Origin of the sequence: Streptomyces xylophagus (assembly GCF_000716435.1) — a bacterium.
In the GTDB taxonomy this organism is placed as follows: domain Bacteria; phylum Actinomycetota; class Actinomycetes; order Streptomycetales; family Streptomycetaceae; genus Streptomyces; species Streptomyces xylophagus.
The window spans coordinates 155,569-177,099 of record NZ_JNWO01000009.1 but is presented as its reverse complement, the minus strand read 5'-3'; the positions used below and the strand labels follow the sequence as shown (position 1 = coordinate 177,099).

The window sequence follows — 21,531 nt, the reverse complement described above, 5'->3', positions numbered from 1 at the left end:
TCGGGAAGCCTGTAGGCAGCACAAAGCCCCGGCGTCCGTGTCGAACGGATGCCGGGGCCTGTGAAGGGACTTGCTACGCGCTCGCGCAGTTCGGGCACAGTCCGCGGTACGTCACCTCGACGTCCGAGACCGTGAAGCCGAAGCGCTCCGAGTCGGGGAGGTCGGCGAGGGGGTTGCCACCCGGGTGGACGTCGCGGATCTGGCCGCAGTTGGCGCAGACCAGGTGGTGGTGCGGGCGGTGCGCGTTCGGGTCGTAGCGCTTGGCCCGCTTGTCGGTGGAGACCTCGAGGACCTCGCCGAGCGAGACCAGCTCGCCCAGCGTGTTGTAGACCGTCGCCCGGGAGATCTCGGGCAGCTTGGCCACGGCGCGGGAGTGGACCTCGTCGGCGGTCAGGTGGACGTGGTCGCCGTCGAGCACTTCGGCCACGACGCGCCGCTGTGCGGTCATCCGCCATCCGCGTCCGCGCAGCCGGTCCAGTAGGTCACTCATGCAGGCCAGCTTAACAGCAGGCTGACCAGTTCCCGAATAGGTGTGACTTTGGAGGGCTGCTGGACTTGGACTCAGTCCAATCAGTCGGATCGGTCGGGTCGGTCGGATTTCAGGCCGGGACCTGCTGTCGTACGGGTGCCCAGCAGCGGATGATGTCGCGGACCGAGACGATGCCGGCGGGCTCGGAGCGGTCCAGGACGATGAGGTGACGGAAGCCGCCGTGGGCCATGGCGCTCGCCGCCTGCTCCAGGGTCCAGGCCGGCGTGGCGAAGACGACGTCGGTGGTGGTGTGGGCGTGGGCGCGCTCGGTGTCCGGGTTCTGGCCGCGGCCGAGCGAGTTGAGGATGTCGCGTTCGGTGAGGATGCCGATGCCGCCGGCGTCCGGATCGAGGACCACGGCCGCGCCGACGTGGCGCGAGGACATCAGGGCGGCTGCCTGGCGGAGGGTGTGGGCGGGGCCGATGGTGAGAACCACCGTGCTCATGGCGTCGCGGACCAGTGTGGGATGCGGCGTGGGGTGCAGCATGGGATGAGGCCACCTCCTAGTGGAATCCGCGTGGTTCACGGACCTTGGGTCCGTTAGTTATCGGATTCACAAGTTCACAAGTGGGGGGACTCTCAGAGTTGCAGGTAAAGCAAGGGTCAACAAGGGGGCGCGGGAGGCCGGTTGGGGGCGTGTGCGGGGGTCTCGTGGTGCTCAGTAGCGCATGTATTGATCGCACCCGTTGGCGGGGTGCAGGATCACCCTCCACCCCGCCGACGAGCTGCACGGTTGCGGCCGTCGTTGGTCGTTGCTGGTCGTCGTTGGCCACCCTCGGACGGCCCACAGACAGCCCGGCGAGGCCGCCGTGGCAATGCCCCGCTCGTCTCCGGGCATCAGCTTGGGAAGCTGTGGGCATTTGCAGCGAGTCGGCATGCTGACCTGGGCGAACGGTCCGGATTGAGTCTTGTCGGGCTCGGCTGCTTTTACTGTGGTTTCCCATTCGTTCTGGTGCGGTTGTGGTGCGGGGCCAACTGCCCAAAGCTGACGGTCGATCGCCGTTGGGTCCGTGGTCAGCTCCGGCGGCTATGGTTTCTGGCGCGCGGTCGGCTTCCGGGGGTTCCAGCTCTGAAGGGAATGGTTGCATCCCTGGCCTGTCTGGGGGCGGGCCCGGAGGCTAGTCCGGGACCTAACCGACGGCAGGGCTTCGCCGATGGCCAAGCAGTGACCTGCCAGCGCCGATTCCCGTCGATGCCGCGAGAAGACCTTCTCGCGCTGGCGAAGGCGCAGGGCTGCGCGGTCATCTGGCCTGCGGGCAATGGATTCGTCAGCACCAATCCCAAAGCACTTCCGTAGCGGCACACGTCTGACGATGTCCCTGGCCGGCTCCTGACAGATCTAGCCCGGTCAGGAGCCGGCCAGGGACGGGGTCCAGGGCTGTACCGCTGCCATGACGGCTTTCAAGACTGTACTTCCTGAACCAGCGCTGATGCCGCTGACCAGCACATTTCCATGACTCGGCTTGGCCAGAGGATGGCCACATGCTGCGCAACAGCGCCGATACGCAGGGACGCCAATGACCTCGGTCAGCTGTCATTGTGCGCTTCCGTTGGTGTGCAGGTTGGAGTATTGAGACCTATCCAACTGGTGTCAGATGGCCAGCACATGATCCTCCAACGTCATCACTGTTCTTCCCGTCAGGGCAAACAGTGTTTTTCCATGTCACACCCGTGAGTGACGCTCCCTCAAGATTGGCACCAGTGAGGTCGGCTCCGGTCAGATCAGCGTGGTCCAGTTTGGCGTTTTTGAGATCTGCATCGCGGAGAAAGTCCCCGGAGAGACGCGCATTCTTCAAGGTTGCAGAAGGTGTATCTTCGGGCGGATTTGAGGCCCAAGCGAAAGCTACGATGCCGACAGCCGCAAAAATAGCAGCGACGAGAAGTTTCCAAAGAGTTCTCTTAAACCTGCCCTCCAAGACTCGGTTTTGAGAAACCTGCTCGATGGACTCCATCCATCTTTCTATACTATCCAAATTGTGCTGTTCAATCTGAACGACTTCAGCTTCGCCACGCTCAGCCGCCCGAGCAAGTCGCTTCTCTGAGGAGGCGTAAGCACGCTTTAGATCTCCTGGGCTGTCCCATTCCCCCATTTGGCTCGGCGTATTGATTAGAAATCCAACAGCCGTAGCCATGTCCCGACTCCTCTTCCCCGTCCATGCGTCGTCAAGCTGGTCAATGGTGACGACAACGGGAATCATCAGACCCACTGCGAGCCAGATTGCTGCAACGACCGCCGCAAGGCCAATACCAGCACCTACGAGGGCAACCACGAAGCGCGCGCCCCAATCCAGCTTTCCAATGTTGGAAAGCTGGCTCCCCGCAAGCAGGGCAGCACCTACCGCTGCCGAACTGCCAATCAACCACTTCGCGGCCTCGCGGATCTTCTCGTTCGCTTGGCGCAATGGTTCAAAGTCTGAAGGGCGGTCACCGGAAGATTCTCCGGAACGTGTTGGTGAGGACATGAATCCACCTTCAGTATTGGGGGTCGTTTTCTTGGTCTTCGAAGATGGAGGGCTTAATAGGCCTCGGAGGCCGAATGGGAATTACAATCGGAGCCTGAATTTTATTCTGTACAATTCTCAAGCCCGGTGTCCGATTTGGGCGGTTGCCAGCCAAACGCTTCGTTCTCTTAATTCCGCTTCCGGCGCGAGTTCTAGCCAGACTAATACCGTACCCGTCAAGGGCCCTTTTGATTATTTTAACTGAAACGTTAGAGTTCCTTGAGGCGCTTGGCCCCTCGAAAATCTTCTTCGCGGTATAAGGGACTTGGACTTCACCCTCAGACGCCTCGGCGTCAAAGAGGGGAACGAGCAAGCGCTTTGTCCCCTTCGAGGGCTGCACTTGAGCAATTACAGGTTCAGCGTTCTCCCTGTTGACGTGGATAGCGATTACACGTCCGACCGTCTCCCCATCTGTCGAAACGAGGTTTACTATCCCGCCTGGTTTCAATTCAGAGAGCCTCATGGTCATCCTCGCCGAGAGCTGGTTACGGTCTTACGCCTAGCGTGGACGTATTGACAGACCTGCGCACGTTTTAAGGGCCATACGGGCTAGCTCTGCGACCACCCGCGAGCCCCCCCCCGGGCGTCACGACAAGGATCCTTACTGTTCATGTTGGGCCCGGGCGGGACGACGGGAAGCCCTGTCCTGGTGAGGTAGTGGCCGATCACGGGACGGCGCTTGCGGGTGCGCGTCCCATAGCGAGCAAGTACGAAACTCGCTGACGAGACAATCCAAGAGAGAGCCATGGCCGAGCTCGATGCCGAGGAGAAACGGCTCCAGGAACGCCGAGCCGCCATTGCAGGCAACCTGGGACAAACTGCAATGGCGACCGGAACCGAGGAACCTTCCGAGCAAATTCAGTAACCCGACCGGCATGCACGGATCACGACCGAAAGGCCAGTAGTGCTATGAGTGAAACCGCCCCGTAAGCAGGGCGGATTTTCATGACGCAGCACTTGTGTTTCGATCAGGAGCTTCGGCCTCTTCCTGCAACGTCAATGCCGCATGAAGCAACTCGTTGGCATATCGGTCGGCGGCATCTTTCACACGCTTCTTGGACGGCAGAATGAACCAGCTGAAGAGGCAGCCCAGACAGAGCGCAAGACCAACCAGGTTCGTGGCTGATATCTGAGGCCGGTCCACCAACGGCGCTCCCCACGCCATGTAGCCCACCAAGGTAAACCCAGAGAAAAGACTTATGCCTCTTGCAGCCCACCGAACACCATAGATGTTGCGCTCATAGCCGTAGTTTCGGTTTTCAAAAAACAGGAGCTCGAACTTCTCCTTGTCTCGGGTCTTTTTGCGCACACGCTCGGTTGCCCGCTCAATCGCATCATTCGCCCCGGCGACGTCTTGTCGTTCGGCTTCCAAGGAAAGCAAGCAGACGCCAGATATGGCCTCAACCGCCTTCCGCCACGATTCGCGCTGCGCTGCACTTTTTGTTCGTGCGTTCAACCGCAGCCATACAGTCGTTGGTGGTCCATCCCAACTTTTCCACAGCCGTCGTTCAACAGCTTTCCCGAAGTTGCGGACCGCACCGACAATCAGTACGGGTCCCACACCCGCAACGGCAAGGATTCCGAGGGCATAGGAGACTGCCGGTATCTGCCGCAGCCCCAGAACTGCGAAGAGAACGATCAGCGGCACGATCGCGAGCACGCCGGGCACGAGCCGTGCCCGGCGCTCGTATGCATTGAGAACCTGCACGCTCACGCGCCCCCGTCGTCTTCCACCTGATTGTGGAGCGGGATGGATTCCGACGGCCCGTAGCCTGAGCGCTCAGGAGCCTCGTAGTAGTGCAGGAGAGACCGGCCCTGCGTCCCGTGGACAGGGTATCCACGGCGCAAGAAGGCGTTTGTCACCTTCTTCGCCGGGTGCCGGTTCTCCGGATTTTTCTTCGGCGCCGAGACGTACGCGACGCCACGCGTCACACCCTCCACCGTCGAACCCAGCAAGCGGTCAAGCACGGCCGGCCCGACGTTGTTACGGCTCCCGTGGTGAGGCACCTGCACGAACCGGAGGTCACCCGGGGAGAATCCATTCTCTTCAAGCCCGTCGATCACGTGCATGAGTGCAGGGATCCCAGCATCACCGGTCAGCAGCAGCTTCTTGTCGTCGACCTCCAGCAGGGAGACCACGCTGGCGTTGTTGGTGGGTGTGGTCGTGCCGTCGTCTCGCAACGTCTCGTTCCACCAGGTCTCCGGTATCAGCTTCTTCGCGGCCTCCAACATCTTCCGCATGAAGGACTCGAACGCCTGCTGCGCGGCCGACTTCGACGTCTCCCCAACGAGCTCCGTCAAGAGCTCCTCGTAGTACAGCTCGGTTGGCCCGAGCACGATGAAGACGTCATCCTTGGTGCTCATACCGGCGAACGGCTCGACAACCTCGACGTCCTGCTCCTGGGCCACCGCCTCCAGTTCCATCGCGGCTTCCAGCATCCGGCGTGCCGGGTCGTTCAGCTTGTTCCGCCAGTAGGTTGAGGTTCGCGCTCGCTCCATCTCCGCAGAGTGGTCCCAGGGCAAGTGCATCAACAGTTGTCCCACGTGCAGCTTCTCCAGCACCGACTTCAGGCCACAGATGTGGTCCTGGTCGGTGTGGGTGGATATGACGTAGTCGACCCGGTCCGTCTCGTAGCGGTTCTTGATGTGCTCGACCAAGGCATCACCAGACTCGGTATACCCGCCGTCGACCACTATGACGGTCTGTTCACGGTGAAGTGCGTGGAGGTTCCCGTGCCGGAGCGCGATGGCATCGCCGCCCTTGGACTCCTCCCCCACCGGGAGGAAGTCGATCTCGTAACCCATGTTGACTCCTTGACCTTCAGGCGCTTTGGCGCATCACACAAAGGACGGCCGTCGCACCCCCGTACCTTCGGCCAACTGCCAACACAGAGTAGCCACCTGGACTGACGCTTCCTCACGCTCCGTCAAATCATGGGCAGGCAAAAGGAGTAGACCACCAGTTCAACGTGACTTTTTGTGATCGCTTCTGTTGTGTAGTGACCGTCTGTGTTTCTCGCTCTAACACCCACATGGAAGGCGCGCCCCACAGCAAACACCCAGCTCGGAAACGCCACTTGGACGCATGGAGACCCTGCGACTGCAGTCGGTCACGCTCCGTGCTACCTCCAGCAGCTGAACCGGTAGGCCAGCACACCCCTACCAGCTAGTGCAATTGGCGTAGCTAAGTTCAGTAATCAAGTTCTTGATTAGTTGAACCGAACCGAGGTGCTGTCCGTGGGATCCCGCCGAACTGGGACGCAGTAGGCGGCGCCACGGAGACCTGTTTGGCCGCACTCGACTTCAGTACCAAGGTTTACGATGTCCAGCTGGCAGTCCCGGGCCGAGCTCGTGCGCGGGCCGACAGCTCCGGAGACCGACGGCTTGGGAAACGGCAAGGTCCACGGGCGCGGTGACAACGGCAAGTGGCAACCGATGGGTGGATGTAGGTCGACCATCGATTTGGTCAAAGTCCGGGCTTAGCGCAGGGCTTCGATGGCTTTCACGATCAGAGTGCGAGCGTCCGCGCCGTACACGGCCATGCTGCGCAACTGGTCGAACGCCTTCGCGTACAGGGCGATTTCGGAGGGCTGGGTGACGTTCACCTCGGCGGACACCAGCTCGACGGAGACGTGCTTGTCGTCGTAGAGGTGAAAGGTCTGTTCGGGCCAGTGCGTCCGACGGATGGTCATGGGGATGACGCCGAGGGAGACGGCCGGCAGGGCTCCGGCAGTGAGGAGGTAGCCGAGTTGTGCTGCCATCGCGTCGGGGTCGGCCACCTGGGAGTGCAGGACGGCTTCCTCGATGACTACGACGAAGCGGTGTCCCTGTTCGTGGATGATGCGGGAGCGTTCGAGCCGGGCGCGCGCGGCCTCTGCGCTGTCGTCGATGTCCAGGTCGTGGATGCCTGCGGCGATGCCGAGGACAGCGAGCGCGTAGCCCTCTGTCTGCAAGAGCCCGGGGACGATGCTGGAGGAGTAGATCCGGAAGTTCTCGATCTCGCGGGACGCCTGCATTCTGCTGTCCTGGATGTGGCGTAGTCCGGCGCGGACCTGGTCGCGCCATTGCCGGTACATCGACTCGGCGTTGAGGGACTGCACGACGAGATCCTGCGCTTGTCCGTCCGACCCGGTCGCGGTGCACCAGCGTCGGATGTCCTTTGCGGACGGCCCGGTGAGGGCGTTTTCGATGCGTGAGGTTTTGGAGTAGTGCCAGCCGCACGCGGCAGCCAACTGCACGACCGTCAGGCCGGCTTCCTTGCGGAGGTCGCGCAGCCGGTGGGCGACGGCTTCCCGTGCGGCCTGGGCAGACGAGGAGGGTGAGGCGGGCATGGGGTGGCTGCCGGTGCTTTCTGGTCAGTGGATCTGGTACTGGTTGTGAGGGATTGCGCGCGTCCATACGGCCTCGAAGGACTCAGCGCACAGTTTCGCGGCGGTTGGGTCCTTGGAGATCTCGTGGTCGATCATGGCTCCGTCGCCGGAGAAGTAGCCCCACCGGATCACCTGGTCGTCGAAGAGCCAGAAGTCGTTGCCAGGTAGGGCGATGTCCGAGGTGCGTCGGCGGGGCAACCAGCGCACTTGTTCCCCGGCGTGCAGGTTGACGCTGGTGGAGGCGTGTTCGTAGCGGATGTAGTCCGTGACGGGTTCGGACACGATTCGGGCGCGCCGCACCGCGACGCCGCGCGTCACGGCACGGGAGACCAGGTCCACCCAGGGTGCCCAGTCCGGCGATCCGGGGTCGGTGTCGAGACAGCCGGTCTCCAGCCATGTCCGGAAGTCGTCAGCCTCTGCGGCCACCCCGTAGTGATCTCGCATCTCAAGGTGCACAGCGGAGCGTGTGCACTCGTCCATGAGTTCAGCGATCGTCGGAACGATCGAGGACATCGCACGCCTCCCTGATCATGTGCGCCATCCTGGCAGGGATCCGGATGACGGCCTCCTCCACCGGAATGCCGACGGCATGACCTGGTACCTCGAACGCGGCGCACTCTGCTTCGAGTTGAGGGTCGGGCTTCCATCCTTGGAAGACGAGTTCGCCCTTCTCCTGGTCGACCCACACGGTCGGTGAGTCCCCGGTCTTGGTGTCGGGGTCGATCCCGATGAACCGTAGCGACATGACTGTCTCCATCCATGTGATGTGCAGTTCTTTGCGACACAGTCCGGCAGATGCCGTAGCTGGTCAAGAGGCCGAACTCGCCAAGGAACATGGCTGGTTGGCATTAATGCAAAGATCTGCACATTGCTGGCATGGGCGTCTATCGCACTTCTAGCTTCGAGAGGCACGACGAGACCCGGCGACCACGCGAACGGCCCCGGGCGTGGCCGACTGGGCAGGGGCCGACATGGCGAACCGCACCACCGCAGCATCCGAAGACGCTGAGCGCCGGCAAGTCGATCGTCCTGACATCACCGTCATGCGCGAGACCGTGGGAATTCTGCTGGACCCAGACGCCGTGGCGCTGCCTCCAACGGCTGAGGAGCTGGAGAGGCTGACGCAGATGATTCGGGGCCACCTGGAGCTGCTCATCCCCGAGGTCGAGCAGTCCGTCAGGCGGTTGAAGAAGGACAGCATCCTCCGGTACTGCGCGCTTGCCTGTGTCAGTGAGGCGCGGGGAAGGCTCCGTGCCGAGCCGATCCGCAGATTTGGCGTAGAAGTTGGCTATGCCCGACGCCTGGCACGCACCTTGAACGCTCTGTGCGACCACTACGAGAACCTCGGCGCGCGCCCGTGACCGCGGCCATCGACGACACCTCGATGCGCTCCGCCGAGTGCGCGGTGGCCGCCCTGGACGGATACCAGGAACTGCACCACGATTGCCGTCAGACCAATGACATTCCACTGCCCCATGGGGCCGGCCTGATCCTGGTACGACGTTGTACCTGTCCCTGCCACACGCGTATGGCGGGTGTGGCATGACTCTGCGCTTCTGCCGCTACTGCGACGAGCCGATCACCGATCCTGGCGACGCAGTTCACCTCTGGAACGAGGAGAGCATGAGCGGACCGGGGCGGGACGTGTGGGCACACCGCGAGCACGCCGGCCTCGTCGAGCCGGACATCGCACTGGCACGCATCTTGGCTCGCGTAATGATCGCGGAGCGGAGGAGGTCCTGATGCGGAACATCCCTGATGACACGGCTCTGCCAACGGTCACGCAAACTGCGCCATCCCGGACAAGACCGACCAAGCGCGGAACCGCAAGAAACCCGGCTCCCGTGGCGGCCGGCCACCGAAGTTCGTCCCGGAGGACGTCCTCATAGCGGCCATCAACGAGTGGCTGTGACCAAGCGACTCAAGACGGGAAGCACCGCTCGCAGGTCGCTGTCGTCCACCGTGGTGGTCGCCGCCGCCCGTGCTCCTGCCGAGGCATTGAATGCCACGCTCAACCCGACGGATGCGAACAGTGGCAGGTCGGAGCGGCTGTCCCCGACGGCTCCGCAGGAGCGGAGAGCCAACCCCCACTCCCGCGCCTGCGCGAGGGCGAAATCTCGTTTGTCGTACTCGTCGAAGTGACGGGCGACCCGGCCCGTGAACCGTCCGTCTGTGGTCTCCAGCTGCGGTCCGCTGAACGTGTGGAAGCCGAAGCGGTCGGTCAGGTAGCTGCCGACCGGTGACCAGGCGAGAGTCGCCAGCACGGGCACCAATTTGTTCCGCCAGCACCAGGCCACGGTCTCCGTGATGCCCGGGACCAAGGGAATCCCGTCGAGCCAGCCGGCGACCTGTTTCTCGGACGCGCCCGCCCAACCCACGGCGTCCAGCTCGGAAACCTGCCGATTGTCCAGGGCGCCGGAGGCGTAGGCGTCCTCGGCCTTGGCCAACTCGTCCCGATGGCCAAGGAAGCCGGCCAGGAATACCGACGAACTCGTGCCTGGGACGAGGGTGCCGTCGACATCGAAGAACACGGCGCCCGCGTGATCGGATGGGAACACCGGCCAAGGATGCCACCCAGCACGTGAGATGACGGATCTTGGGCGTCCTCGCGTACTTCCGCTACAGTCTCAGTCGCTGTCCTTGCGGTAGTGCTGGAACAGTGTCAGGGCCGCTACTGACGGAGCGTCCTTGAATCGGCCCTCGGCGATCAGCTTCCACACTTCCGCCTCGGAAAACCAGCGGCTGATCAAGCCGGCTTCTTCGTCGTCCAGGTGAGGTTCGCCACGGGTGAGATCCGTGGCAAGAATGACGTGAAAACCCTGGTCACAGTATCCGTAGGCCTCGAATAGGTGCCCCAGGGGCGTCAGCGTTCGAGCGGTCAGGCCTGTCTCCTCGGCGAGTTCACCGCGCGCCAAGTCCAGCGGGTCTGCGTCCGGCCTGTCCTCCCACATGCCCTGAGGGAACTCCCAATAGCGGGCCTTCACTGGATATCGGTACTGCTCAACGAGGTGGAAGCCCTCGTCTTCATGCGGAATGATCAGCGAAAAGTCAGGTTTGTGCACCACGCCGTACAAGCCCTGTGCGCCGTCGTGGCGGACCGTCTTGTCCTCGCGAACGGTCATCCAGCGGTTCTGGTAGACCACGGTCGAGCTGGTGGCTGTGAGCTCATGTTCGGGTGACGATGCGTCGGAGATCATGCCGAGACGTTAGCCCGTCCCAGCCACTGAGCGACTCCAGGAGATCACCCGTGGTGGTGCCAGCCTTATCGACATTTCCAGGCTGTGTGATCGACAGGTGGCGTCGAATCAACGACTGGTGCCCTGGACTTGTATCGCGGCCAGCGGCGTCCAGTGGGGTCCGTAGCCTCAACCCTGCGTATGGTGTCGATCAGTTACCGGGCCACAAGCCAGCTCAGTACCGCATGTTGAGATACCCCAGGAACTCGTCGTGCAGGATGCCGTTCGACGCGGCCGCGTTGCCGCTGTGGGGGCCCGGGCGGCCGTCGAGGCCGGTGAAGGTGCCGCCTGCCTCGGTGACGATGATCGCGGTGGCGGCCATGTCCCACAGGGAGAGTTCGGGTTCGGCGCAGATGTCGACCGAGCCCTCGGCGACCATCATGTAGGGCCAGAAGTCGCCGTACGCGCGCGTGCGCCACACCTCGCGGCTCAGGTCGAGGAAGCCGCCGAGGCGGCCCTGGTCCTCCCAGCCGGTGAGCGAGGAGTACGCGAAGGACGCGTCCGTCAGCTTCGAGACCTGGGAGACGCGCAGCCGGGACGCGGAGGACAGGCTGCGGCCGGTGTAGGCGCCGTGGCCCTTCGCGGCCCACCAGCGGCGGCCCAGCGCGGGCGCGGAGACCAGGCCGACGACGGGCTGGAAGCCGCCCTCCGCAGCCTCCATCAGGGAGATCAGCGTCGCCCAGACCGGGACGCCGCGTACGTAGTTCTTGGTGCCGTCGATCGGGTCGATCACCCAGCGGCGGGGGCCGGTGCCCTCGATGCCGTACTCCTCGCCGAGGACCGCGTCGCGCGGGCGTGCGCGCTGCAGATGACCACGGATGACTTCCTCGGCCGCCTTGTCCGCCTCGGTGACCGGAGTCATGTCCGGCTTGGTCTCGACCTTGAGATCGAGCGCCTTGAACCGGGCGGTCGTCGCGGCGTCGGCGGCGTCCGCGAGGACGTGGGCGAGGCGCAGGTCATCGTGATAGTCGGCCATGCGTGAACCGTATCTTCAGGGGTTGCGCCGGGGCTACAGGGTCCGGTGGGCGAAACGGGAGGTGGCGGACCGCCGCTTCCCTCTCCTGAGCGGCACTGTCCCGTCAACTCCCGCGCGCAATGGCCGAAGTGCGCCCCCTGGCACCGCCGCGAACCCTTGACAGTGCTCCCGCGCGCGTCAAATCTGGGCGCAGAGCCGCTCGTCCCCGGGAGGCGAATGATGCCTGCAGCGCGGGAATCCCTGTTGGACGCCGCCTATACGGCGCTGGCACGCCGGTCGTGGTCCACCGTACGGATGGTGGACGTGGCCGCCGCCGCCGGAGTGTCCCGGCAGACGCTGTACAACGAGTTCGGGAGCAAGGAGGGGCTCGCGCGGGCGCTGGTCAGAAGGGAGGCCGACGGGTATCTCGTCGGTGTCGAGCGTGCGCTGGGGAGTCACAGCGACGCCCGCGAGCGGCTGACCGCGACCGCCGAGTGGACCACGTCCGCGGCCCGCGAGAACGCGCTGGTACGGGCCATGCTCACCGGCTGCTGGAGCGAACGGCTGCCCTCGCCGACCCTGTCCGCGGTGCCGTCCTCCTCCGCCGTACCGGCACAGCGCCGGGCCGACGGACCGCTGCCCTCGCCCGGCGACTTCGTGGCCGTCGTTCGCGACCGTGCCGTCGCCGCGCTGGCCGGCCCCGGCGTCGCCAAGCCGGACACCGCCGACCTGGCCCGCTCCTGCGAACTCGTCGTCCGGCTCGCGCTGTCCTGTGTGGCGGCACCGCCGGGGGCGGGTGGGGTCGGCGAACTGGTGCGCAGCGCGCTGGGGCCGGCCAAATAACCGTGCTGGGCCCAGCCAAGAAACACCGTTGGGCCCAGCCAGGTAACACCGTTGGTCAGTGCGCGGAACCGGACAGTTGGAGTCCGATCACGCCGACGATGACGAAGCTGATCGACACGAGCTTCAGCGTCGACACCAGGTCGCCCAGGAAGGCCATCCCGTAGATCGCCGTGCCGGCCGCGCCGATGCCGGTCCACACGGCGTACGCGGGGCCCACGTCGAGTTTCTTCAGGGAGAGGGTGAGCAGGCCGAAGCTGCCCAGGGCGAAGGAGCAGAAGGCGACCGTGGGCCACAGGCGTGTGAAGCCGTGGGACAGCTTCAGGCACACGGCGAACCCGGTCTCCAGAATTCCGGCCACGACAACCAGCAGCCACGCCATGTGCTGTCCTCCCGTTTGTCCGGCTCGGTGCGATTATGCACTTACCGAACTTGAGTCCCCACAAACACGCGGTGGTCAGTCGCCGTCTGTTCGCTCACGGGTGGCCAACAACCGGCGCAGCGAGTACAGCCGCTGCGGGTCTGCGTGACCGTCGGCCACCCACTGGTCCAGCGCGCAGTCCGGCTCGTCGTGACTGCACGCGCGCGGGCAGTCGACCGTGCCCGGCTCCAGGTCGGGGAAGGCCTTGATGACCCGGGACGGGTCCACGTGGTGCAGGCCGAAGGAGCGGACGCCCGGGGTGTCCACCACCCAGCCCGAGTCGTCCGGCAGCGGGATCGCGCGCGCCGAGGTCGTGGTGTGCCGGCCGCGTCCGGTGACGGCGTTGACGATGCCGGTGCTGCGCCGCCGCTCCAACGAGACCAGCGCGTTGACGAGGGTCGTCTTGCCGACACCGGAGTGCCCGACGAACGCCGTGATCTTGCCGTCCAGTTGCTTGCGGACCCGCTCCACCGCGGTGCCGTTCTCCAGCTCCTCGCGGCTCGTCACGACGTACGGGACGCCCAACGCGCCGTACAGCTCCAGGAGTTCGTCGGGCGAGGCCAGGTCCGACTTGGTGAGGACGAGCAGCGGGTCGAGGCCGCCGTCGTAGGCCGCCACCAGGCAGCGGTCGATCAGGCGGGGGCGCGGCTCGGGGTCGGCGAGGGCGGTGACGATGGCGAGCTGGTCGGCGTTGGCGACGACCACGCGCTCGTACGGGTCGTCGTCGTCGGCCGTGCGGCGCAGCACGGAGGTGCGCGGCTCGATGCGGATGATGCGGGCGAGGGTGTCCTTGTCGCCGGACAGGTCGCCGATGATGCCGACCCGGTCGCCGACCACCGCGGCCTTCCGGCCCAGTTCGCGGGCCTTGACCGCCATCACGACCCGGTCCTCGACGAGGCAGGTCAGCCGGCCCCGGTCGACGGTGAGGACCATGCCCTCGACCGCCTCCTCGTGCTTGGGGCGGATGTTGGTGCGCGGCCGGTTGCCCTTGCGGTTCGGGCGCTGGCGGATGTCGTCCTCGTCGGTGTTCTTGCCGTAGCGACGCATGGCGTGAGTCCCCTACGCCCCATCGCTCCCGAGCATCCCGGCCCACAGGTCGGGGAAGTCCGGAAGGGTCTTCGCGGTCGTCGCCACGTTCTCGATCTGCACGCCCTCGACCGCCAGGCCGATGATCGCGCCCGCGGTGGCCATGCGGTGGTCCTCGTAGGTGTGGAAGATCCCGCCGTGCAGGCGGCGCGGGCGGATGTGCAGACCGTCGGCGGTCTCCGTCACGTCACCGCCCAGCTCGTTGATCTCTTTGGTGAGCGCGGCCAGCCGGTCGGTCTCGTGCAGGCGCAGGTGGGAGACGCCCCGGAGGGTGGACGGCGTGTCCGCGAGGGCGGCGACGGCCGCGATGCCGGGGGTCAGTTCGCCGACCTCACTCAGGTCCACATCGATACCGTGGATCGCACCCGAACCGGTGAACTCCAGCCCGTACTCGGTGAGTTCGCAGGAACCACCCATCTCGGTGAAGATCTCCCGCAGCCGGTCACCGGGCTGGGTCGTCCGCGCCGGCCAGTCCGGTACGACGACCTTGCCGCCGGCCACCAGCGCCGCGGCCAGGAACGGCTGGGCGTTCGACAGATCCGGCTCGACCGTCAGGTCCCGGCCCAGCAGTGCGCCCGGGGTCACCCGCCAGACGTTGGGCTCGCCGCCCGACTCCGGGGTGTCCACCTGGGCGCCGACCGCGCGCAGCATGTCGACGGTCATGCGGATGTGCGGCATCGAGGGGAGCGTGGAGCCGATGTGGCGGACCTCGACGCCCTGGTTGAAGCGGGGGCCGGAGAGGAGCAGGGCGCTCACGAACTGGGACGACGAGGACGCGTCGATCTCCACCGGCCCGCCGTCCAGTGCGCCTCCGCCGTGCACGGTCAGCGGCAGCGCGCCCCGGCCGTCGTCGTCGATCCGGGCACCGAGTACGCGCAGGGCGTCGATCACGCCGTTCAGGGGGCGTTCGTACGACCTCGGGTCGCCGTCGAAACGGATGGGGCCGTCGGCCAGGGCGGCGACGGGGGGCAGGAAGCGCATCACTGTGCCGGCGTTGCCGACGTCGACCGTGGCCGGGCCGTGCAGGCCGGACGGGATGACCCGCCAGAACTCTCCGGAGCCCTTCTCCGTGCCTACGCCCTCCTCGATGCCCACGCCCATTGCGCGCAGGGCCCCGGCCATCAGGAGGGTGTCGCGGGAGCGGAGGGGGCGGCGGAGCCAGCCCGGTTCGCTGGCGAGGGCGGCGAGTACGAGGGCGCGGTTGGTGACGGACTTGGACCCCGGGACGTGGACCGTCGCGTCGACGGCTCCGCGCGCGTGCGGGGCGGGCCAGAGGGCGGGTTGGTCGTTGTTCGGGGCCATGTGACCCACTGTATAAGTAGGCCGTCTTTCGGGTGCTGCGCCGTCGTGGCTGGTCGCGCCCGCGCGGCGGAGCCGCAAATAGATACAGCCCCGCGCCGTTTGTGACTCGCCCCTTCGGGGCTTGTCACAGCTCCAGCAGCCACCTGCCGCCGCCTATCAGCGAGCACAGTGACACCAGGTGGAACAGGAACAGCCACAGACCTGCCGGTACGTGCGTCAGGCGGGCCAGCTGGTCCGCGTCCGAGTCTCCCGCGCCGCCCCTTGATCGCTTCGCCTGCAACTCGAAGGCCGGGCGTACGCCCCCCAGCAACAAGAACCACACCACCGCGTACGCGAACGCAGCCTGCACCTGCGGGCCCGTAAGCCACGACACCAGGAGGAAAGCTGCGCCGCTGAGGATGACCGTGAGGGCGCCGTAGGCGTTGCGGATCATGACCAGCATGGCTATCAGCAGCAGGGTCGACAGCCACAACAGGAGCGTGATGTGGCCGGCGCCCAGGAGTGCCGCGCCGCCCAGGCCCAGGAGCGGGGGAGCGGTGTAGCCGGCGGCCGCGGTGAGGATCATGCCGAGGCCGTGCGGCTTGCCGCGGCTGACGGTGAGGCCGCTGGTGTCGGAGTGCAGGCGGATGCCGGTGAGGGTGCGGCCGGTGAGCAGGGCGACCAGGCCGTGGCCGCCCTCGTGGGCGATGGTGATGGCGTTGCGGGAGAGGCGCCACAGACCGTGCGGGACGACCACGGCCAGCGCGGCGACCATGGTGGCGATCACCACCCACAGATCCGGGTCGGGCTGGCTGCCGAAGACCTCGTCCCAGAGGGCGGGTATCGAGGCGATTGCGGTGCTGTCCATTGGCTGCGGAGGCTCCCGTGGGTGTCGTCGAATCTGGCAGTCTGGCACGTATGTGCGGACGGTATGCAGCTAGTCGTGGGCCCGAGGATCTCGCAGGAGTCTTTGAGATCGAGAAGTGGGAGCCCGAGGAGGCTCTGGCCCCCGACTACAACGTGGCCCCGACCAAAGAGGTCTATGCAGTCCTCGACCGTCCACTTAAGGACGCGGACAGTCCTGAGCCGGTTCGCCAGCTGCGCAAGCTCAAGTGGGGGCTCGTGCCGAGCTGGTCCAAGACCCCTGAGGGCGCTGCCCGGATGATCAACGCCCGCGCGGAGACGGTGCACGAGAAGCCGTCGTACCGCCGCGCCTTCGCGGCCCGGCGCTGCATCATCCCCGCCGACGGCTACTACGAGTGGGTCACCGCCAAGGACGAGCGGGAGCTGGAGGTCGAGGGGAAGAAGAAGCGGCAGCGGAAACAGCCGTATTTCGTGCTTCCCGCCGACGGGTCGGTGTTCGCGATGGCCGGGCTGTACGAGTTCTGGCGGGACCGGACGCTGCCCGACGACCATCCGCTGGCCTGGTGGGTCACCTGCTCGGTGATCACCACCGAGGCGGAGACGACCCCGCTGGCGGTCGCCCCGGCCGAGGGGCCGCGCGCGCTGGCCGACATCCACCCCCGGATGCCCCTGATGCTCACCCCGGACCGCTGGGACTCCTGGCTCGACCCCTCCCGCACCGACCCCGACGACCTGCGCGAGCTGCTCGCGCCGCCGCCCGCCGGGCTGATGCGCGCCTACCCGGTGTCCACGGCCGTCAGCAATGTCCGCAACAACGGACCGGAGCTGCTGAAGGAGCTGGAGGGGCCCGAGGAGGGCACACTCTTTTAACGTGACTTCCAGCGCGACTTCTGATGTGACCTCGAGCGAGATCATTGAGACCGACGCGGGGGATGCCCGCATCACCTGGCACCCGGCGCACCCTGCCAAGAAGGCGCGGCTCGTCCTCGCCGTCAGTCATGGCGCGGGCGGTGGTATCGAAGCCCGGGACCTGCGGGGCCTCGCCGCCGTCCTTCCCGCGCACGGCGTCACCGTCGCGCTGGTCGAGCAGCCCTGGCGGGTCGCCGGGAAGAAGGTGGCGCCCGCGCCGAAGACGCTGGACATCGGCTGGCGGGGGATCTGGGCGGCCGTGGCGAAGCCTGGTCTGCCGGTGGTCTCCGGGGGCCGTAGCGCAGGTGCTCGGGTGGCCTGTCGTACGGCTGCGGAGCTGGGCGCCGCCGCCGTCCTCGCCCTGAGTTTCCCGCTGCACCCGCCCGGCAGGCCGGAGAAGTCGCGGGCCGACGAACTGCTCGGGGCCGGGGTGCCCACGCTCGTCGTGCAGGGCGGGAACGACCCCTTCGGGAAACCGGCGGAGTTCCCGGAGGGCGACTTCGAGCTGGTCGAGGTGCCGTACGGCGATCACGGGTTCGCGGTGCCGAAGCGGGCGGAGATCGGTCAGGACCAGGCCCTGGAGATCATCACGGGGCGAGTGGTGGAGTGGACTCGAACACTTGGGTAAAGGGCGGGAATGCCGAGACCCTTACCACTGTTGTGGCGGACATAGACAGTCGTAGAAAGGAAGTCCGCCGCATGGGTTCGACCTTCTGCCCGGCCCGCAGCAGCCGCTCCGACCTGGAGTGGTCGGTCCTGCACGCGGCCAAGGCCACCCCTATTGGGGCGGCGGGCGGACCGGATCGTCGTCTATCCTCCGATTCTGGTGGTACCGGCTTCGGTGCTGCCCGGAATCTTGAGGAGGTGGGTCCGGTTCCCGGTACCGACGCAGGGACCGAACACGGCCAGGCGGAGCAGCCCGAGGGCCAGGGCACGAGCACGGAGTCCACGGCGGAGCGCAGTGCGCGCTTCGAGCGGGACGCGCTCGAATTCCTCGACCAGATGTACTCGGCCGCGCTGCGCATGACCCGCAATCCGGCCGACGCCGAGGACCTGGTGCAGGAGACGTACGCCAAGGCGTACGCGTCCTTCCACCAGTTCCGTGAGGGCACCAACCTCAAGGCGTGGCTGTACCGGATTCTCACCAACACGTTCATCAACTCGTACCGCAAGAAGCAGCGTGAACCCCAGCGGTCCGCCGCCGAGGAGATCGAGGACTGGCAGCTCGCGCGCGCCGAGTCGCACATGTCGACCGGTCTGCGCTCCGCCGAGTCGCAGGCGCTCGACCACCTGCCCGACTCGGACGTGAAGGAAGCGCTCCAGGCGATCCCCGAGGAATTCCGCATCGCCGTCTATCTCGCGGATGTAGAGGGCTTTGCGTACAAGGAGATCGCGGACATCATGGGGACACCCATCGGTACGGTGATGTCCCGGCTGCACCGGGGCCGCCGTCAACTGCGCGGCATGCTCGAGGACTACGCGCGTGACCGCGGACTGGTCCCGGCCGGTGCCGGAGAGTCGAACGAAGCGAAAGGCTCGGGCTCATGAGCTGCGGAGAGCCGCACGAAACGGACTGCAGTGAGGTCCTCGACCATCTCTACGAGTTCCTCGACAGAGAGATGCCGGACGCGGACTGCACCAAGTTCGAGGTGCACTTCGAGGAGTGCTCGCCGTGCCTGGAGAAGTACGGCCTCGAACAGGCCGTGAAGAAGCTCGTCAAGCGGTGCTGCGGGCAGGACGACGTGCCGTCGGATCTGCGCTCCAAGGTGATGGGACGCCTGGAGATGATCCGGTCGGGGCAGGTCGTACCCGAGCATGACGTGGCGGCTTCTCCGCAGGAGTCCTGAACGGGCTGTCGTCACTCGAATGTGCTAATCCGCGGGTGATACGCCCGCGGCCTCCCCCTGGTCGCCCTAGGCTCCTCGGCCTGGACAGGCATGGTCGGGGGAGGGGCGTCAGCCATGGAGGCGACACCGGCACGGGCACGTGCGTACGTGGTCTGTGTCGTCCTCGGCGCCCTGCTCTGTCTGCGCCCGCTGCCGACCGTCCACGCACCCTGGTGGGCGGTCGCGCTGTTGGCCGCCCTCTACGCCGGCTGCGAGCAGATCGCCCGGCGCCGGTTCGCGGGCACCTTCTACCCGGTGCTGCTCGCCGCCGCCTTCCTGCTGCCCCCGCCCGCCGCCGCGCTCGTCCCGCTGCCGGGCGCGCTGTTCTCCCGCGTCGAGCAGGGCTCGCCCTGGCTGCGGCGCAGCTGGCGGGCCGCGCAGCTCGCCCTGGCCGTCTGGGCGGCGGCACGCGTGCACTGGGCGCTGGGCGGGCGGAACGCCGTCGTCGCCTCCGACTTCCCGTACGCGCTGGTGCCCGCCCTGGCCGCCGTCCTCGCCTTCTGCCTGGTCCTCACCGTCCTCGACGGCGGGATTCTCGCGCTGGCCGAGCGGGTGCCGCTACGGCGGGCCTGGCGCGGTCTGTTTCTACGGTCCCTGGCGCCCATCGGCGTGCACGGGCTCGCCGGGCTGATGATGGCCGTCCTGTGGCGCAGCCCCTACGGTCCCGTCGCCGCGCTGCTCGTGCTGTTGCCGATGGGGGTGTCCTGGTGGGTGTTCGCCCAGTACCACCGGGAACGTGCCGCGCATCAGGCGACGATTCGTGCGTTGGTGCAGGCCGTCGACATCAAGGACGGGTACACCCGCGGGCACAGTGAGCGGGTCGGGCAGGCGTCGATGATGATCGCGCGGGAGCTGGGCATGGACGACTCGCGGGTCGAGCTGCTGCGCTTCGCCGGGATTCTGCACGACGTGGGGAAGCTGGGCGTCCCTACGCGGTTGCTGCGCAAGGACGGGCCGCTGACTCCCGAGGAGCGGCGGGTGATCGAGCTGCATCCCGAGTACGGGCACGAGATGGTGCGGGGCATTGGTTTTCTGGGGGAGGCTCGTGCGGCTGTCCTGCATCACCATGAGCGGTTGGACGGGAGCGGGTATCCGTACGGGCTGTTGGGGAGTCAGATCCCGGAGTCTGCGCGGGTTGTTGCTGTGGCCGATGCGTTTGACGCGATGACGTCTACTCGGTCTTACCGTCGGGCTCGGCCTGTGTCTGTGGCGCTGGAGGAACTGTCGCGCTGTGCCGGTACGCAGTTCGACCCCTTGATGGTCACGGCGTTGGTGCGGGCGCTCGGGCGGTGTGGGTGGCATCCCTCGGTGACAGCTGACGAGGTCCAGTCGTCCATTGTTTTCCCACCCGCTCCGCCCGTTTCCAGTGGGATGAAGGGTTGACGAAATGCCCTCCCCCCGACCCCCCGTCATCCTCACCCTCATCCACACCTCCGCCCTCCTCCTCGCCACCACCTCCCTCACCCTCACCCTCTGGACCGGCCTCGAAGAACGCGGAGTCGCCCTCGCCTTCGGAGTCCTCGTCGCCGTAGGGGAGTTGAGCCGGTGGAACGGCACCACCGGTCTCCGCGAAACCGCCCCGCTCGGCGCCGCCGGAGCCCTCTCCTACGCGCTGCTCGGCGCCGACGCCGGGCAGCCCACCCACCACGGTGCCTTCCAGGTGGTCACCGTGGTCGTCGCCGCCTCGCTCGTCGGCTGTGTGCCGCACATCGCGCGCGGCCAGAGCGGTACGCCGGACCACATGGCCCGCCGCGTACTGACCGTCGGCTTCGCGGCCGTCTGCTTCCAACCCCTGTACAACCAGGGGGTGTTCCGGCACTGGGGAGGGCCCGCCTACGCCCTGCTCCTGCTCGCGCTGCTCTCCCTCACCGCGCTGTGCGACGCCGTGCTCGCCGCCGGGCTCGCGCACTCGCGTACGGGCTGGCCGTTCGGGCCGCTGTTGCGGGACGAGCTGCGGGGCATGCTCGGGATCGGGTCGGCGGTGTGTGCGACCGGCGCGGTGATGGCGCTCGCGGTCGCCGTCGTGGGGCTGTGGGCGCTGCCCGTGTTCTCGGTGCCGCTGCTGCTGACCCAGCTGTCGTTCCGGCGGTACGCGGCCGTACGGACCACCTACCGGCAGACCATTGCCTCCCTGGCCCGGTCCACCGAGATAGCCGGTTACACCCCGGTCGGGCACGCCCGCCGGGTCGCCGCGCTGTGTCAGGCGGTCGGGCGCGACCTGGGACTGTCCGAGCCCGACCTCACCGTCCTGGAGTACGCCGCCCTGATGCACGACATCGGCCAGCTCAGCCTCGTCGACCCGGTACCGGCAGGGGCCACCTCCGTACTCCCGGCGGAGGAGCAGCGGCGGATAGCGCTGCTCGGCGGGGCCGTCGTACGGCAGACCGGGGTGAGTCCTCAGGTGGCGGCCGTCGTGGAGCGGCAGGCCGACCCCTGCCGGGAGCAGCCGGTCTCCGCGCGGATCGTCCGGGCCGTGAACGCGTACGAGGAGAAAACGCGGGCAGGCGGCCCCGGCGGGCCTCTGCAGGCGCTGGAGGAGCTGCGCCTCGGGACCGCCGGGGACTACGCTCCCGAGGTCGTGGAAGCGCTGGCCCGGGTACTGTCCCGGGACTGTCTGACCTTGCCTTCGGCTGGGTAACCCATGGGTAATGAG

Annotated in this window: 25 protein-coding genes; 9 read left to right on the top strand and 16 right to left on the bottom strand. The window is 66.6% G+C overall.

The annotated features are described in order from the left end of the window. Positions 1–73 precede the first annotated feature (73 nt). From OO70_RS22870 to OO70_RS22845, 9 genes are all read right to left on the bottom strand, one after another. Entirely contained in the window at positions 74–490 is a 417-nt protein-coding gene (locus OO70_RS22870) for a Fur family transcriptional regulator (protein ID WP_051741514.1), read from the bottom strand. A 109-nt stretch (positions 491–599) separates the two neighbouring features. Beyond that, the gene (locus OO70_RS22865) at positions 600–1,016 is read right to left on the bottom strand and encodes a CBS domain-containing protein (RefSeq protein WP_043674526.1); all 417 of its coding nucleotides are present in this window, start codon (positions 1,014–1,016) and stop codon (positions 600–602) included. 1,090 nt (positions 1,017–2,106) lie between these two features. Further along, a complete protein-coding gene (locus tag OO70_RS52605) occupies positions 2,107–2,991 on the bottom strand; it encodes a pentapeptide repeat-containing protein (protein ID WP_234336909.1) in 885 nt (294 codons plus the stop codon). 10 nt (positions 2,992–3,001) lie between these two features. Then, on the bottom strand, positions 3,002–3,493 hold the full coding sequence (locus tag OO70_RS54685; protein WP_158711509.1) for a hypothetical protein: 492 nt from the start codon (positions 3,491–3,493) through the stop codon (positions 3,002–3,004). A 480-nt stretch (positions 3,494–3,973) separates the two neighbouring features. Next, the gene (locus tag OO70_RS54680; protein ID WP_158711508.1) at positions 3,974–4,744 is read right to left on the bottom strand and encodes a hypothetical protein; all 771 of its coding nucleotides are present in this window, start codon (positions 4,742–4,744) and stop codon (positions 3,974–3,976) included. Further along, complete coding sequence (locus tag OO70_RS22860; RefSeq protein ID WP_043674524.1) at positions 4,741–5,835, bottom strand: ComEC/Rec2 family competence protein; 1,095 nt, start codon at positions 5,833–5,835, stop codon at positions 4,741–4,743. Before OO70_RS22860 ends, OO70_RS54680 begins: the two co-directional genes overlap by 4 nt. Positions 5,836–6,509: 674 nt before the next feature. Next, the gene (locus OO70_RS22855) at positions 6,510–7,361 is read right to left on the bottom strand and encodes a helix-turn-helix domain-containing protein (protein WP_043674521.1); all 852 of its coding nucleotides are present in this window, start codon (positions 7,359–7,361) and stop codon (positions 6,510–6,512) included. A gap of 24 nt (positions 7,362–7,385) precedes the next feature. Next, positions 7,386–7,913, bottom strand: a complete 528-nt coding sequence (locus tag OO70_RS22850; RefSeq protein ID WP_043674515.1) for a DUF6879 family protein — start codon at positions 7,911–7,913, stop codon at positions 7,386–7,388. Next, a complete protein-coding gene (locus tag OO70_RS22845) occupies positions 7,885–8,145 on the bottom strand; it encodes a hypothetical protein (RefSeq protein WP_043674512.1) in 261 nt (86 codons plus the stop codon). Before OO70_RS22845 ends, OO70_RS22850 begins: the two co-directional genes overlap by 29 nt. Positions 8,146–8,371: 226 nt before the next feature. On the opposite strand from OO70_RS22845, the gene OO70_RS22840 reads away from it, so the two are divergent. Next, the gene (locus OO70_RS22840) at positions 8,372–8,761 is read left to right on the top strand and encodes a DUF6415 family natural product biosynthesis protein (RefSeq protein WP_043674923.1); all 390 of its coding nucleotides are present in this window, start codon (positions 8,372–8,374) and stop codon (positions 8,759–8,761) included. A gap of 181 nt (positions 8,762–8,942) precedes the next feature. Beyond that, positions 8,943–9,143, top strand: coding sequence for a hypothetical protein (locus OO70_RS22835; protein WP_043674509.1), 201 nt, complete (start codon positions 8,943–8,945; stop codon positions 9,141–9,143). Between the two features lie 152 nt (positions 9,144–9,295). On the opposite strand, the gene OO70_RS22830 is transcribed toward OO70_RS22835, so the two are convergent. The 3 genes from OO70_RS22830 to hisN form a co-directional block, all read right to left on the bottom strand. Further along, positions 9,296–9,958 carry an HAD family hydrolase gene (locus OO70_RS22830; RefSeq protein WP_234336908.1) on the bottom strand — a complete coding sequence of 221 codons (663 nt, stop codon included), beginning with the start codon at positions 9,956–9,958 and terminating at the stop codon, positions 9,296–9,298. 69 nt (positions 9,959–10,027) lie between these two features. Next, positions 10,028–10,597: an NUDIX domain-containing protein gene (locus OO70_RS22825; protein WP_051741508.1), complete on the bottom strand. Its 570-nt coding sequence runs from the start codon at positions 10,595–10,597 to the stop codon at positions 10,028–10,030. A 214-nt stretch (positions 10,598–10,811) separates the two neighbouring features. After that, positions 10,812–11,612 carry a histidinol-phosphatase gene (gene hisN / locus OO70_RS22820; RefSeq protein ID WP_043674507.1) on the bottom strand — a complete coding sequence of 267 codons (801 nt, stop codon included), beginning with the start codon at positions 11,610–11,612 and terminating at the stop codon, positions 10,812–10,814. A gap of 216 nt (positions 11,613–11,828) precedes the next feature. On the opposite strand from hisN, the gene OO70_RS22815 reads away from it, so the two are divergent. Further along, positions 11,829–12,434, top strand: coding sequence for a TetR/AcrR family transcriptional regulator (locus OO70_RS22815; RefSeq protein ID WP_043674504.1), 606 nt, complete (start codon positions 11,829–11,831; stop codon positions 12,432–12,434). A 55-nt stretch (positions 12,435–12,489) separates the two neighbouring features. Here the strand turns inward: OO70_RS22815 and OO70_RS22810 are convergent, their stop codons facing one another. From OO70_RS22810 to OO70_RS22795, 4 genes are all read right to left on the bottom strand, one after another. Next, positions 12,490–12,813, bottom strand: coding sequence for a DMT family transporter (locus tag OO70_RS22810; RefSeq protein ID WP_043674501.1), 324 nt, complete (start codon positions 12,811–12,813; stop codon positions 12,490–12,492). A 75-nt stretch (positions 12,814–12,888) separates the two neighbouring features. Continuing rightward, on the bottom strand, positions 12,889–13,899 hold the full coding sequence (rsgA, locus tag OO70_RS22805; protein WP_043674498.1) for a ribosome small subunit-dependent GTPase A: 1,011 nt from the start codon (positions 13,897–13,899) through the stop codon (positions 12,889–12,891). Positions 13,900–13,911: 12 nt separating this feature from the next. Further along, positions 13,912–15,240 (bottom strand): 3-phosphoshikimate 1-carboxyvinyltransferase, encoded by a 1,329-nt coding sequence (gene aroA / locus OO70_RS22800; RefSeq protein ID WP_043674496.1) that lies wholly within the window; start codon positions 15,238–15,240, stop codon positions 13,912–13,914. Between the two features lie 124 nt (positions 15,241–15,364). Further along, the gene (locus OO70_RS22795; RefSeq protein WP_043674494.1) at positions 15,365–16,087 is read right to left on the bottom strand and encodes a M50 family metallopeptidase; all 723 of its coding nucleotides are present in this window, start codon (positions 16,085–16,087) and stop codon (positions 15,365–15,367) included. 50 nt (positions 16,088–16,137) lie between these two features. Between OO70_RS22795 and OO70_RS22790 the strand changes: the two genes are divergently transcribed. The 6 genes from OO70_RS22790 to OO70_RS22765 all read left to right on the top strand — a co-directional run bounded on the left by OO70_RS22790 (position 16,138) and on the right by OO70_RS22765 (position 21,516). Further along, positions 16,138–16,953, top strand: a complete 816-nt coding sequence (locus tag OO70_RS22790; RefSeq protein WP_043674491.1) for an SOS response-associated peptidase — start codon at positions 16,138–16,140, stop codon at positions 16,951–16,953. Between the two features lies 1 nt (position 16,954). Then, a complete protein-coding gene (locus OO70_RS22785; RefSeq protein ID WP_051741507.1) occupies positions 16,955–17,620 on the top strand; it encodes an alpha/beta hydrolase family protein in 666 nt (221 codons plus the stop codon). Positions 17,621–17,856: 236 nt separating this feature from the next. Beyond that, a complete protein-coding gene (sigR, locus tag OO70_RS22780) occupies positions 17,857–18,540 on the top strand; it encodes an RNA polymerase sigma factor SigR (protein ID WP_019072149.1) in 684 nt (227 codons plus the stop codon). Further along, positions 18,537–18,839, top strand: coding sequence for a mycothiol system anti-sigma-R factor (rsrA, locus tag OO70_RS22775; RefSeq protein ID WP_043674488.1), 303 nt, complete (start codon positions 18,537–18,539; stop codon positions 18,837–18,839). Before sigR ends, rsrA begins: the two co-directional genes overlap by 4 nt. A gap of 114 nt (positions 18,840–18,953) precedes the next feature. Continuing rightward, on the top strand, positions 18,954–20,261 hold the full coding sequence (locus OO70_RS22770) for an HD-GYP domain-containing protein (RefSeq protein WP_043674485.1): 1,308 nt from the start codon (positions 18,954–18,956) through the stop codon (positions 20,259–20,261). Positions 20,262–20,265: 4 nt separating this feature from the next. Beyond that, positions 20,266–21,516 (top strand): HD-GYP domain-containing protein, encoded by a 1,251-nt coding sequence (locus tag OO70_RS22765; RefSeq protein ID WP_043674482.1) that lies wholly within the window; start codon positions 20,266–20,268, stop codon positions 21,514–21,516. The last annotated feature ends 15 nt before the right edge of the window (positions 21,517–21,531 follow it).

Bases quoted from the DNA above. Each gene is read 5' to 3' on its own strand.
- OO70_RS22870 (WP_051741514.1), bottom strand. From the start codon at position 490: ATGAGTGACCTACTGGACCGGCTGCGCGGACGCGGATGGCGGATGACC.
- OO70_RS22865 (WP_043674526.1), bottom strand. From the start codon at position 1,016: ATGCTGCACCCCACGCCGCATCCCACACTGGTCCGCGACGCCATGAGC.
- OO70_RS52605 (WP_234336909.1), bottom strand. From the start codon at position 2,991: ATGTCCTCACCAACACGTTCCGGAGAATCTTCCGGTGACCGCCCTTCA.
- OO70_RS54685 (WP_158711509.1), bottom strand. From the start codon at position 3,493: ATGAGGCTCTCTGAATTGAAACCAGGCGGGATAGTAAACCTCGTTTCG.
- OO70_RS22860 (WP_043674524.1), bottom strand. From the start codon at position 5,835: ATGGGTTACGAGATCGACTTCCTCCCGGTGGGGGAGGAGTCCAAGGGC.
- OO70_RS22855 (WP_043674521.1), bottom strand. From the start codon at position 7,361: ATGCCCGCCTCACCCTCCTCGTCTGCCCAGGCCGCACGGGAAGCCGTC.
- OO70_RS22850 (WP_043674515.1), bottom strand. From the start codon at position 7,913: ATGTCCTCGATCGTTCCGACGATCGCTGAACTCATGGACGAGTGCACA.
- OO70_RS22845 (WP_043674512.1), bottom strand. From the start codon at position 8,145: ATGTCGCTACGGTTCATCGGGATCGACCCCGACACCAAGACCGGGGAC.
- OO70_RS22840 (WP_043674923.1), top strand. From the start codon at position 8,372: ATGGCGAACCGCACCACCGCAGCATCCGAAGACGCTGAGCGCCGGCAA.
- OO70_RS22835 (WP_043674509.1), top strand. From the start codon at position 8,943: ATGACTCTGCGCTTCTGCCGCTACTGCGACGAGCCGATCACCGATCCT.
- OO70_RS22825 (WP_051741508.1), bottom strand. From the start codon at position 10,597: ATGATCTCCGACGCATCGTCACCCGAACATGAGCTCACAGCCACCAGC.
- hisN (WP_043674507.1), bottom strand. From the start codon at position 11,612: ATGGCCGACTATCACGATGACCTGCGCCTCGCCCACGTCCTCGCGGAC.
- OO70_RS22815 (WP_043674504.1), top strand. From the start codon at position 11,829: ATGATGCCTGCAGCGCGGGAATCCCTGTTGGACGCCGCCTATACGGCG.
- OO70_RS22810 (WP_043674501.1), bottom strand. From the start codon at position 12,813: ATGGCGTGGCTGCTGGTTGTCGTGGCCGGAATTCTGGAGACCGGGTTC.
- rsgA (WP_043674498.1), bottom strand. From the start codon at position 13,899: ATGCGTCGCTACGGCAAGAACACCGACGAGGACGACATCCGCCAGCGC.
- aroA (WP_043674496.1), bottom strand. From the start codon at position 15,240: ATGGCCCCGAACAACGACCAACCCGCCCTCTGGCCCGCCCCGCACGCG.
- OO70_RS22795 (WP_043674494.1), bottom strand. From the start codon at position 16,087: ATGGACAGCACCGCAATCGCCTCGATACCCGCCCTCTGGGACGAGGTC.
- OO70_RS22790 (WP_043674491.1), top strand. From the start codon at position 16,138: ATGTGCGGACGGTATGCAGCTAGTCGTGGGCCCGAGGATCTCGCAGGA.
- rsrA (WP_043674488.1), top strand. From the start codon at position 18,537: ATGAGCTGCGGAGAGCCGCACGAAACGGACTGCAGTGAGGTCCTCGAC.
- OO70_RS22770 (WP_043674485.1), top strand. From the start codon at position 18,954: ATGGAGGCGACACCGGCACGGGCACGTGCGTACGTGGTCTGTGTCGTC.
- OO70_RS22765 (WP_043674482.1), top strand. From the start codon at position 20,266: ATGCCCTCCCCCCGACCCCCCGTCATCCTCACCCTCATCCACACCTCC.